General features: G+C 68.7%; 10 protein-coding genes and 2 pseudogenes. 1 reads left to right on the forward strand and 11 read right to left on the reverse strand.

The window, feature by feature from the left end; genetic code table 11:
* The 11 genes and pseudogenes from ABZ749_RS17855 to ABZ749_RS17905 all read right to left on the reverse strand — a co-directional run.
* Window positions 1-1772, reverse strand: a 1772-nt coding sequence (locus ABZ749_RS17855) for a DNA polymerase (protein ID WP_357229015.1), incomplete at its 3' end; no start/stop codon positions are given.
* Window positions 1773-1862: 90 nt separating this feature from the next.
* The gene (locus tag ABZ749_RS17860) at window positions 1863-2669 is read right to left on the reverse strand and encodes an amino acid ABC transporter ATP-binding protein (protein ID WP_355007594.1); all 807 of its coding nucleotides are present in this window, start codon (window positions 2667-2669) and stop codon (window positions 1863-1865) included.
* Window positions 2669-3646, reverse strand: coding sequence for an amino acid ABC transporter permease (locus ABZ749_RS17865; RefSeq protein WP_355007595.1), 978 nt, complete (start codon window positions 3644-3646; stop codon window positions 2669-2671). The genes ABZ749_RS17860 and ABZ749_RS17865 overlap by 1 nt, the downstream gene beginning before the upstream one ends.
* Before the next feature lie 3 nt (window positions 3647-3649).
* Window positions 3650-4561: an ABC transporter substrate-binding protein gene (locus ABZ749_RS17870; protein WP_357229019.1), complete on the reverse strand. Its 912-nt coding sequence runs from the start codon at window positions 4559-4561 to the stop codon at window positions 3650-3652.
* A gap of 35 nt (window positions 4562-4596) precedes the next feature.
* The gene (locus ABZ749_RS17875; protein ID WP_355007597.1) at window positions 4597-5307 is read right to left on the reverse strand and encodes an ABC transporter ATP-binding protein; all 711 of its coding nucleotides are present in this window, start codon (window positions 5305-5307) and stop codon (window positions 4597-4599) included.
* Window positions 5297-6088: an ABC transporter ATP-binding protein gene (locus ABZ749_RS17880; RefSeq protein ID WP_167493670.1), complete on the reverse strand. Its 792-nt coding sequence runs from the start codon at window positions 6086-6088 to the stop codon at window positions 5297-5299. The genes ABZ749_RS17875 and ABZ749_RS17880 overlap by 11 nt, the downstream gene beginning before the upstream one ends.
* A 46-nt stretch (window positions 6089-6134) precedes the next feature.
* Complete coding sequence (locus ABZ749_RS17885) at window positions 6135-7244, reverse strand: branched-chain amino acid ABC transporter permease (protein ID WP_091407909.1); 1110 nt, start codon at window positions 7242-7244, stop codon at window positions 6135-6137.
* Window positions 7241-8191 carry a branched-chain amino acid ABC transporter permease gene (locus tag ABZ749_RS17890; RefSeq protein WP_091407906.1) on the reverse strand — a complete coding sequence of 317 codons (951 nt, stop codon included), beginning with the start codon at window positions 8189-8191 and terminating at the stop codon, window positions 7241-7243. The genes ABZ749_RS17885 and ABZ749_RS17890 overlap by 4 nt, the downstream gene beginning before the upstream one ends.
* Window positions 8192-8300: 109 nt before the next feature.
* The gene (locus ABZ749_RS17895; RefSeq protein WP_355007600.1) at window positions 8301-9461 is read right to left on the reverse strand and encodes a branched-chain amino acid ABC transporter substrate-binding protein; all 1161 of its coding nucleotides are present in this window, start codon (window positions 9459-9461) and stop codon (window positions 8301-8303) included.
* Between the two features lie 257 nt (window positions 9462-9718).
* Window positions 9719-10891, reverse strand: a complete 1173-nt coding sequence (locus tag ABZ749_RS17900) for a hypothetical protein (RefSeq protein ID WP_357229021.1) — start codon at window positions 10889-10891, stop codon at window positions 9719-9721.
* 13 nt (window positions 10892-10904) lie between these two features.
* Window positions 10905-11309, reverse strand: a pseudogene (locus tag ABZ749_RS17905) (ANTAR domain-containing protein); the annotation flags it as partial.
* A gap of 2 nt (window positions 11310-11311) precedes the next feature.
* On the opposite strand from ABZ749_RS17905, the pseudogene ABZ749_RS17910 reads away from it, so the two are divergent.
* A pseudogene (locus ABZ749_RS17910) lies at window positions 11312-11393 on the forward strand (DNA-binding response regulator); the annotation flags it as partial.

Here is an 11393-nt window from a genome sequence, read left to right on the forward strand (position 1 = left end):
GGCTGCTGCGCGTAGAGCCACTGCAGGGCGTCGGCGTCGGTGGTGTAGCCCGTCTTGATCTTCTTGGTCTTCGGCAGACCCAGTTCGGTGAAGAGGATCTCCTGCAACTGCTTGGGCGAGCCGAGGTTGAACTCCCGACCCACCGCCTCGTACGCGCCCTGCGCGGCGGCCTTCACCTCGGCGGCGAAGTGGGCCTCCAGCTCGGAGAGATAGTCGGTGTCGGCGGCGATGCCGGTGCTCTCCATGGTGGCCAGCACCCGCATCAGCGGCAGCTCCACGCCGGCCATCAGCCGGGCGGACTGCTCGCCGTCGCGGGACAGCTCGGCGTCGATCGCGTCAGCCAGGTCGAGGGTGGCGCGGGCCTGGAGCATCAGGTTCTGCTCGACCACCCCTTCGTCCCCGAGGCCGTCGAGGGTGAGCTGGCCGGACTCCGGGACGTCCACCCGCAGCTCCCGGTGCAGGTAGCGCAGCGCCAGGTCGGTCAGGTCGTAGGACCGCTGATCGGGGCGGGCCAGGTACGCGGCGATCTGGGTGTCCCGGACGATGCCGGCGAGCTGCCAGCCGTGCGCGGCGCAGGCCAGCACGGCCGGCTTGCTGTCGTGCAGCACCTTGGGGCGCTGCTCGTCGGCCAACCAGCCGGCCAGGGCGCCCTCGTCGGTCGGGTCGAGCCTTGCCGGGTCGAGCCAGGCCGCCGCGCCGCCGGCGGTGGCCAGCGCGAGACCGGTGATCGAGGCGGTGTGCCGGCGGTTGGGGCCGGTGTCGAGTTTGACCGCCAACCCGACCGGGGTGCCGGTCGGGACGTGCGTGGTCAGCCACCCGGCCAGCGCGCCGGGCTCGGTGAGCACCTCGCCGGTGAGGTCGAAGCCGGACTCGGCCTCCGGCTCGACCGCCTCCAGGTATTGATAGAGGCGGTCGCGCAGGATGCGGAACTCCAGGGTGTCGAAGACCTGGTGCACCGCTTCCCGGTCCCAACCTGTCCAGCGGCTGTCCTCCGGGCGTAGCGGCAGCTCCAGGTCGGAGACGAGGCGGTTGATCTCGTAGTTGCGGATCACGTCGGCGAGCCGCTCCCGCAGGCTGTCGCCGGCCTTGCCCTTGATCTCGTCGGCCCGGGCGATGACGCCCTCCACCCCGCCGTACGTGGTGATCCACTTGGCGGCGGTCTTCGGGCCGACGCCCGGGATGCCGGGCAGGTTGTCACTGGTCTCGCCGACCAGCGCGGCGAGGTCCCGGTACTGCTGTGGCGTAACGCCGTACTTCGCCTCGATCGCCGCGGGGTCCATCCGGGCCAGGTCGGAGACGCCCTTGCGCGGATAGAGGACGGTGATCTGATCGTCGACCAGCTGGAACGCGTCGCGGTCACCGCTGCTGATCAGCACCGACATGCCCTGGTCGCGGGCCTGGCAGGCGAGCGTGGCGATGACGTCGTCGGCCTCGAAGCCCTCTTTCTCCACCACGGGGATCTGCAGCGCGGCCAGGACCTCCTTGACCAGGCTGACCTGGCCCTTGAAGTCGGTCGGGGTCTCGCTGCGGCCGGCCTTGTACTCCGCGTACCTGTCGGTGCGGAAGGAGTGGCGGGAGACGTCGAAGGCCACCACGATGTGGGTGGGTTGCTCGTCGCGCAGCACGTTGATCAGCATCGAGGTGAAGCCGTACACCGCGTTGGTCGGCTGCCCCGTCGTGGTGGAGAAGTTTTCCACGGGCAGGGCGAAAAACGCCCGATATGCCATGGAATGTCCGTCAACGAGAAGCAGGCGCGGCGTCGTAGCTGTCACGGCAGCGACTCTAGTCCGCCGCTACGACAGGACGGGACACCGGCACGACGCCCGGCGCGGCCGAACGGAACGGCCGCGCCGGGCACCGACTCAGAGCACCTTGGCCAGGAACGCCTTCGTCCGGTCGTGCCGGGGGTTGGCGATCACCTCGCGCGGCGCGCCGGACTCCACCACCACACCGTCGTCCATGAAGACCAGCGAGTCGCCGACCTCCCGGGCGAAGCCGATCTCATGGGTCACCACGATCATCGTCATGCCGTCGCGGGCAAGGTCCTTCATCACGTCGAGCACCTCGCCGACCAGCTCCGGATCCAGCGCGCTGGTGGGCTCGTCGAAGAGCATCAGCTTCGGCTGCATCGCCAACGCCCGGGCGATGGCGACGCGCTGCTGCTGCCCGCCGGAGAGCTGCCCAGGGTAGTTGCCCAGCTTGTCGCCGAGCCCGACCCGCTCGAGCAGCGCGGCGGCCCGCTCCCGGGCGGCGGCCTTGCGCTCCCGGCCCAACAGCACCGGCGCCTCGGCGACGTTCTGCAGGGCGGTCATGTGCGGAAAGAGGTTGAACCGCTGGAACACCATGCCGATGGCGCGGCGCTGGGCGGCGATCTCCTTCTCCCGCATCTCGTGCAGCTTGCCACCGCGTTCCCGGTAGCCGATCAGGTCGCCGTCCACCCGGATCCGGCCGGCGTTGATCTTCTCCAGGTGGTTGATGCAGCGCAGGAACGTCGACTTGCCCGAGCCGGAGGGCCCGAGCAGACAACAGACCTCGCCGCTGCGGACCTCCAGGTCGATGCCCTTGAGCACCTCCACCGGCCCGAACGACTTGTGCACCTGCTCGGCGCGGACCATCACGCCGTCGGCGGCCGTCTCCGCGGCCTCCGCCGATGTCGTCACCTGCGTCATCACCGACCCGCCTCGCTCGCGCTGCCGCCGGCCTCAGCGGTGATCCCGCGCAGTCTGATCTTCGCTTGGGCGCTCCTGCCGAACCCCCTGGAGAAGTGTCGCTCCAGGTAGTACTGCCCGACGAGCAGCACGCTGGTCAGCAGCAGGTACCACAGGCAGGCCGCCACGTACATCGGGAAGACCTGGAAGGTCCGGTTACCCACGGCCTTGAGCTGGAAGAACAGCTCGGTGGAGACCGGTACGAAGGCCACCAGCGAGGTGTCCTTGAGCATCGCGATGGTCTCGTTGCCGGTCGGCGGGATGATCACCCGCATCGCCTGCGGCAGCACGATCCGGCGCAGGATCTGGGTACGGCTCAGGCCCAGCGCCTGCGCCGCCTCGGTCTGCCCCTCGTCCACCGACTGGATCCCGGCCCGGACGATCTCGGCCATGTACGCCGCCTCGGAGAGCCCGAGCGCCAGCATGCCGGCGACGAATCCCGTGAGGATCTCCAGCGCGGAGAAGCCGAACAGACGTGCCTCGAAGTCGTCGACGCCGAAGAGCGCGCCGATCTGCCGATCGAACGGGAGGCCGAACTCGATCCGGGCCCAGAGGATGCCGAGGTTGCCGAAGAGGATCGCCAGCACCAGCCGGGGCACGGCCCGGAAGAACCAGGTGTACGCCCAGGAGACGCCCCGCAGGATCGGGTTCTCCGACAACCGCATGATGGCGACGACAACGCCGAGACTGACGCCGATCAGCATCGCGAGCACGGTCAACGCGAGCGTGCCGCGCAGACCCTCCATGATCGGCGGCCGGAACATCTCGTCGACCATGAACGCCCAGTTGAACGCCTTGTTCGTCACCAGCAGGTGGACGAACATGGCCACCAGCACCCCGATCACGGCGACCGCTACCCAACGCCCGGGATGCCGGACGGGCACGGCCTGGATGGGTTCCGGCCGTGCCCGTTCGGTTGTGTCCGTTTCCGACGACATGCGTCAGCTGGCGGGGTTCAGCGCCGAGGAGGTGATGGCGCCGCCCTCGACGCCCCACTTCTTCAACGCGGTCTGGTACGAGCCGTCAGCGATGACCGCCTGGACGGCTTCCTTGAGCACCTCGGCGAAGGCGGTCTGGTCCTTCTTGACGGCGTAGCCGTACGGGGCGGACTCGTAGATGTCGCCGATCAGCTCCAGCGAGCCGTTGCTCTGCTTCACCGCGTACGCCCCGACCGGCGAGTCGGCCAGCATGGCGTCGTTCTTGCCGCTGAACACGGCGGCCGTGGCGTCGCTCTGCGCCTGGTACTGGTCGATGGCGATCGCCGGCTTGCCGCCGGTGGTGCACTTCTTCGACCGGGCGGTGATGTCGTCGAACTGCACGGTGCCGGTCTGCACGGCGATCTTCTTGCCGCAGGCGTTGTCAATGTCGATCTTGGCCGCATTGCCGGCCTTGGTCACCCACTGAGTGCCGGCGGAGAAGTAGCTCACCATGTTGACGCTCTTGAGACGCTCGGCGTTGATCGTGAACGACGACACGCCGATCTCGTACTTGCCGGAGTCGACACCGGGCAGGATCGCGTCGAACGGCGACGACTCGTACTCGGCCTTGAGACCGAGCTTCTGCGCCACCGCGTTGAACAGCTCGACGTCGAAGCCGACCACGGTCTTACCGTCGGCGTCGAGGAACTCCGCCGGGGCGTACGTCGAGTCGGTGCCGACCTTGATCACACCGTCGGCCTTGATGGCGTCGGGCACCTTTCCGGCCAGCGCCGAGTCGGCCGCCGCCGTGACGGTCGGGCCGGCACCGGGCGAGCCGCTGTTCTCCTTCTCCCCGCACGCCGTCAGCGAGAGGGCGATCAGCGCCGCACTGGCGGCACCGAGCGCCGCCCGCCGGGCACCGTTGGTATTGAACATTTCTGCACTCCTTGCGTGAGGGGTGTGACGGCCGCTCAGGCCACGCCGAGGTATGCCTCTTTGACCGCCGGGTCGTGCAGCAGCTCGGCACCGGTTCCGGTCTTGACGATCCTGCCGGTCTCGAGCACGTACGCCCGGTGCGCTCGGGCCAGCGCCTGCTGCGCGTTCTGCTCCACCAGCAGGACGGTGGTGCCCTGCTCGTTGATCTCCTTGATGATGTCGAAGATCTGCTGGATCAGCATCGGTGCCAAACCCATCGAGGGCTCGTCGAGCAACAGCAGCTTCGGCCGGCTCATCAACGCCCTGCCGACGGCCAGCATCTGCTGCTCGCCGCCGGACAGGGTACCGCCGGCCTGCTTACGTCGCTCCGCCAGCCGCGGGAAGAGGTCGAGCACCCGGGCCAGGTCCTCGGCGATTCCGGCGCGGTCGCGCCGGGTGTACGCCCCCATGTCCAGATTCTCGAGCACCGACATGCCGGGGAAGATCCCCCGGCCCTCGGGCGCCTGGCAGAGCCCCCGCCGGACCCGCAGGTCGGCTCGGAGCTTGGAGATGTCCTCACCCTCGAAGCGGATGCTGCCGGTGGCGATCGGCCGAATCCCGGAGATCGCCCGCATGGTGGTCGACTTCCCGGCGCCGTTGGCGCCGATCAGCGCGACGATCTCACCCTCGGCCACGGTCAGGCTGATGCCGTGCAACGCCTGGATCCGCCCGTAGAGCAGGCTCACATCGTCGATCTCAAGCAACATCGTCCGGCACCCCCAGGTACGCCGCGACCACCTTCGGGTTGTCCCGCACCTCGGCGGGCAGCCCTTCGGCGATCTTCTTTCCGAACTCCAGCACGACGATCCGGTCAGTGACGCCCATGACCAGGCGCATGTCGTGCTCGATCAGCAGCACGGTCACGCCGGTGTCCCGGACCTGCCGGATGAGCTGGAGCAGCTCCTCCTTCTCCGCCGGGTTGAAGCCGGCGGCCGGCTCGTCCAGGCAGAGCAGCACCGGATCGGTGGCCAGCGCCCGGGCGATCTCCAGCCGCCGCTGCTCCCCGTAGGAGAGGTTGCGGGCGAACTCGTGCAGCCGGTGCCGGATGCCGACGAACTCCAGCAGCCGCTCGGCCTTCTCCCGTCCCTCACGCTCCTCGCGCCGGTGCCGAGGCAACCGGAACAGAGCGGAGAGCACGCTTGTCTTGTGGTGCGCGTCCGCGCCGACCTGGACGTTCTCCAGGGCGGTCATCTCCGGGAACAGGCGGATGTTCTGGAACGTCCGGGCCATACCCATCTGGGTGATCTGGTGGCGCTTCTTCCCGCTGATCTTGCCGCCACGGAACCGGATCTCACCCTTGGTGGGCTGGTAGATGCCGGTCATCGCGTTGAAGCAGGTGGTCTTGCCAGCGCCGTTCGGGCCGATCAGCCCGAGGATCTCCCCCTTGTAGAGGGTGAAGTTGACGTTGTCGAGCGCGACCACGCCGCCGAAGCGCAGCGTGACGTCGTCGACCTCCAGCAGCGGCTCCCGGCTGGGGACCGCCTCCACCGCCGGCGCGCCGGCCTGCGCCGGAACAGCCGGCGTCTGATCGGTGTCACTCACCGACGATCACCTCCTTGCGACGGTCTTTGAACTCCGCCGCCCGTCGTCGGTTCGGAATCAGGCCTTCCGGCCGGAAGATCATCATCACCACGAGGACCAGACCGAAGATCAGGAACCGGTACTCGTACAGCTCCACGCCGAACAGCTCGATGCCGCGGAACCGCTCGATCATGTACGCCACCAGGCCACCACCGACGATCGCGCCGACGATGTTGCCCGAACCACCGAAGATCACCGCCGCCAGGATGATGATCGAGTTGAGCAGCTCGAAGTTCTGCGAGTTGACGAAGTTCTGCTTACCCGCGAAGAGCGCGCCGGCCAGGCCGGCGATCGCGGCACCCGAGGCGAACGCCCAGAGCTTGAACTTGAACGTCGGCACACCCATCAGCTGCGCGGCGTCCTCGTCCTCCCGGATCGAGATCCAGGCCCGACCGACCCGACTGTGCGTCAGGTTCCGCACACCGATCACCACCAGGATGATCAGCGTGAGCACCAGCCAGTAGTACGGACGGGCGTCCAGCACGCCGAAGAACGGCTTGCCGTCGGCGTACTTGCCGGGCGGGTGCGGGATCTGGTTGAAGCCCCGCTGGCCCTTGAGGAACTCAGAGCTGACCGCGGCGATCCGGATCATCTCGGCGAAGCCGAGCGTCACGATCGCCAGGTAGTCACCGCGCAGACGCAGCGTCGGCGTACCGAGCATCACACCCGAGAGCATGGTCAGCCCGATCGCCAGCGGCACCACGAGCAGCCACGGCCAGAGCGTCTTGAGGTTGCTGCTCGGCGACGTCAGCACCGCGACGGTGTACGCGCCGACGGCGAAGAAGCCGAAGTAGCCCAGGTCGAGCAGGCCGGCGAAACCGACCACGATGTTCAACCCGACGGCCAGCAGCACGTAGATCGAGACGGTGAACAGCACCTGCGTGAAGTTCGCACCGGGGGTCGGGATCGGCCCGAGATACTGGTAGAACTCCCTGTTCGGCAGCGCGTAGAAGAACGCGATCACCGCGACCAGCAGCGCCCAGCGCACCCAGCGCGGCGCGCCACGCCACCGTTCTCCGGCCGCCTCGCGGCCGGAACGCACCCTCTCCAGGACGGTCGTCATGCCCGTGCCCTCCCCAGCGATTCGCCCAGCAGTCCGGTCGGCCGGAACATCAGCAGCACCACCAACACCGCGAAGGCAGCGAAGTCCTTCCACTGACTGCCGAACAGACCGGCGGCGTAGTTCTCCACCACGCCCAGCAGCAGGCCACCGATCAGCGCGCCGCGCAGGTTGCCGATACCACCCAGCACCGCGGCGGTGAAGGCCTTGAGGCCCAGCAGGAAGCCGACGCTGTAGGTCAGGGTCTGGATCCGCACGTCGTACAGCAGACCGGCCACGCCGGCCATGGCACCACCGGTGATGAAGACCATCAGGATGATCCGGTCCTTGTTCACACCCATCAGCGCGGCGGTGTTGGCGTCCTGGGCCACGGCCCGGATACCCCGACCGGTACGGCTGCGGTTGATGAAGAGGTCCAGCAGGACCATCATCAGCAGCGCCGCGCCAATCGTCAGCAGCTGCACCGAGTCGATCGGCACGCCGAAGAGGTGGAACAGCGGCTTGCTGCTCACCAGACTGGGCGCGCCCTCCGGCAGTCGGCGGGTCCAGATGCCGAAGGCCTCGGAAATCGCGATCGAGGCACCGATCGCGGTGATCAGGAAGGCCAGCGGCGGGGCGTTGCGCTTACGCAACGGCCGGTACGCCACCCGCTCGATCACCGTCGCCGTGCCCGCCGAGGCGATGGCGGCGACGATCATCGCCACCAGCAGGTAGAACAGGATCGATCCAATGCCGCTGACCTGTGAGTTCTGGTCGAGTCCAAAGCCGTTCCAGGTCCAGATCGCCGCGAACGCGCCGGCGATGAAGACCTCGGAGTGAGCGAAGTTGATGAGTCTCAGCACGCCGTAGACCAGCGTGTAGCCGAGCGCGACCAGGGCGTAGATCGCGCCCTGGGTCAGGCCGGTCGTGGTGAGTTCTCCGAAGTTGGAGAACAGTCCATTGAAGTCCAAGGGAGGGACGCTCCATCACGTCTGGAGAGAAAAATGGGGCGCGGCCGGGAGCGAGCAGCTCCCGGCCGCACCCGCGATCACAACTCAATCGCCGTAGCAGCGACCAACATCAGGACTTGGGGATCTCCTGGTCCGGGACAACCTTGCCGCCGGTGACCTTGAAGGCCCAGACCTTGACCTGTGCCGGGTCCAGCTCGCCGGTCTCGGTGAACTTGTAGCTCGCCGCGACACCCTCGCCGCTGTAGCCCTTCACGAACTCCAGCAGGCCCTCACGGGTGGTCTTGCCAGCCTTGATGCCGGCCAGCAGGATGTTCGCCGCGTCGTAGGCGGTGTCGCTGTAGGTGCCCGGGTCGGTGCCGTGGAGCGCCTTGAACTCCTGCACGAACGTGCCCCGGGCCTCGGCGGCCGGCTGGCACGGGCAGGTGAGGATGGTGCCCTCGGCTGCCGCCTGACCGGCGGAGGTGATGTACGCACCGTCGTTGACGCCGTCGCCGGCGACCAGCGGCGCGGTGACCCCGGCAGCGGTGAGCTGCTTACGGATCAGGCCGGCCTCCTGGTAGTAACCGCCGTAGAAGATCGCCTTCACGTTGGCGGCCTTGACCTTGGTGACCACACCGGAGAACTCGACCTGCTTGCCCTCGCCCTGGACCTTGTCCGAGCCGACGACCGCCGAGCCGAGGACCTTCTTGACCTCGTCGGCCAGGCCGGCACCGTACGCGGACTGGTCGTCGATGACGTAGACCTTGTCGGCCTTCATCACGTTCTTAATGTAGTTGCCGGCCGCCGGGCCCTGGCTGAAGTCGTTGCCGACCGCGCGGAAGAAGGTCTTCCACTTCTGGTCGGCCAGGCTCGGCCGGGTCGCGGACGGGGTGATGGTCACCAGGCCGGCCTCGTTGAACAGCGGGCCGGCCGCCTCGGACTCACCCGAGTACGCCGGGCCGACGATGCCAAGGATCTTGGTGTCGTCGATCGCCTTCTGCGCCAGACCAGGCGCCTGGTCGGGGCTGCCCTGCGAGTCCAGGGCGGCCAGCTCGACCTTGCAGTCGGCGTTTTCCTTGTTGTACTTGTCGACGGCGAGCTTGACACCGTTGTTCTCGTTGATGCCGAGCGCGGCCGAGCTGCCGGTCAGCGCGCCGAAGAACGCGATCTTGCTGCCGCAGGCGTCACCGCCGCCGCCTGCCGAATCGTCGCCACTGGAGCATGCGGTTCCGCCGGCGACGAGCGCCACCATGGCGACCCCACCGATAACGCGCGCGAGCTTTTGCCTCAAGGCCCGAACCCTCCTCGTCCCATGGTCCGAACCACCCGCTGGCTATTGGCCCTTGCGGGGGCGGACGAACCAGACCGTCGTCGCCGGTCTGGGGCCGGACGTTATCCCACCGTGGAGCTGTGACGTAAGCCCCAAGCGAGCGGGTTGACCGAACCGTTACACGCCGTGGCGGATTGGAAACGATCCCTGTAAGAACCTTCGGGTGTGAAGCTTTTTCACCTTCGTTTCGTCGGCACCGACCAGAGGGCTTCCGTCAGCTACCGATCAAGGTCCGACACCCCGGCCCACCAGGCACGCGACGTTTTTCCATCGTCGGTCACCAACAGCAGTCGATCTCCAGTCGAGGTCACCGAGACCGCAGTATCTCCGCTGTCCGGCACGGGCCGCGGCATGCTCACCGCCCGCCATGACTCGCCCATATCGACCGAGAGCCACAGTGCGTGACGGTCCCCGTCCCTCGTCACCGCCACCAACCTCTGCCCGACGGCCACCAGCCCGGCCGCCGACGCCACACCCGGTCCGACCGCCCCGAACCCGCCCGCCGGCCGCCAGCCCTGCGTCGTCAGCCGCCAACTGCCGAATCCAGCCCGCACCGGCCCGACCGCCACCGGTACGCCGCCAGCCACTGCCACCCGTTGCGCCTGCCCCCGCCCGTCCACCACCGGCAGGGCGGATCGTCGCCAACTCCGGCCGTCCGCCGAGGACCAGGCCAGCGGCACCAGCGCCGTACCCCCGGGCGGCAGCAACGACCCCACCATCAGCCAACCCGACGGAACGGCGACCGCGTCGTACGCCGCCGTCCGCCCCCGCTCGTCACCGGCCAGCTCCGGCGCGCCCTCCACCAGCGCGAACCCGGCCGCGTCCGAGGAGATCCAGACCGCCGCACCGTCGATCCGACTACCGGCGATCAACCAGCCCCGCGGCCCCGCCGCCAACCGGGCCACGTTGACCGCTCGCGGCCCGGCGTACCGCTCGAAGGGCGCGTCCACCTCCTGCAGCGTGCCGTCCGACGCCTGCCTCCAGGTGCCGGTGCGGGGATTGCCGTGCGCGCCCCCGTTCTTCGCCCCGACCGCCGCCAGCCGTCCGTCTCGGCAGGCCGCAGCGGAGAGCACGTGCTGTCGGCCGTAGAACGTCACCGGCGCCGTCGGCAGCGGCACCCAGGACATGGCATCCGGGCTGGTCCAGGCGGCCGGGTGGGTCTCCCCGGCCGGATCGACCGCACCCCCGACCACGTACCACTGGCCGGCACAGGCGGTGGCGTCGCGCAGCACCGGTCGACCCGGCACACCCGGCGTCTCCGGCAGGACCACCGGCTGCCAGGCCGGCCGGACCGGTCGCGGCGGCTCCTCGCAGTCGGGACAAGCCGAGGCCTGACAGGCGGCCACCAGCACGGCGAGAACGCCGAGCACTGCCCCCATCCGCCGCGACATGAATCGACGCCGGTCAGGGTGCCGGGAGGGTCACCTCGCCACCGGCGGTCTCCGCGAGGATCCGCTCGGCAACCTCTTTCATGGTCATCCGGTGGTCCATCGCCGTGCGCTGGATCCACTTGAACGCCTGCGGCTCGGTCATCCCGTACGTGGTCATCAGCGCACCCTTGGCGCGCTCCACCGACTTACGGATCTCCAGGCGGTCGGTCAGGCTCGCGACCTCCGCCTCCAGGGCCGCGACCTCCGAGTAACGCGACAGCGCGATCTCCACCGCCGGGACCAGGTCGCTCTTCTGGAAAGGCTTCACCAGGTACGCCATCGCGCCCGCCGCCCGCGCCCGCTCCACCAGATCGCGCTGGCTGAACGCGGTCAGGATGATCACCGGGGCGATCCGGGCACCGGCGATACGCTCGGCGGCGGGCCGGCCTGATCGCACTCAACGCCGACTGGGGCGTCGACGACGTCATCCTCGCCTCGGCCGGCCCCGCCGAGGTCGAGGCAC

Source organism: Micromonospora sp. NPDC047753, assembly GCF_040642735.1.
Classification (GTDB): domain Bacteria; phylum Actinomycetota; class Actinomycetes; order Mycobacteriales; family Micromonosporaceae; genus Micromonospora.

Coding starts and splice junctions, on each gene's coding strand:
- ABZ749_RS17885 (WP_091407909.1), bottom strand. CDS start 7,244: ATGACGACCGTCCTGGAGAGGGTGCGTTCCGGCCGCGAGGCGGCCGGA.
- ABZ749_RS17870 (WP_357229019.1), bottom strand. CDS start 4,561: ATGTTCAATACCAACGGTGCCCGGCGGGCGGCGCTCGGTGCCGCCAGT.
- ABZ749_RS17900 (WP_357229021.1), bottom strand. CDS start 10,891: ATGTCGCGGCGGATGGGGGCAGTGCTCGGCGTTCTCGCCGTGCTGGTG.
- ABZ749_RS17875 (WP_355007597.1), bottom strand. CDS start 5,307: ATGTTGCTTGAGATCGACGATGTGAGCCTGCTCTACGGGCGGATCCAG.
- ABZ749_RS17860 (WP_355007594.1), bottom strand. CDS start 2,669: ATGACGCAGGTGACGACATCGGCGGAGGCCGCGGAGACGGCCGCCGAC.
- ABZ749_RS17865 (WP_355007595.1), bottom strand. CDS start 3,646: ATGTCGTCGGAAACGGACACAACCGAACGGGCACGGCCGGAACCCATC.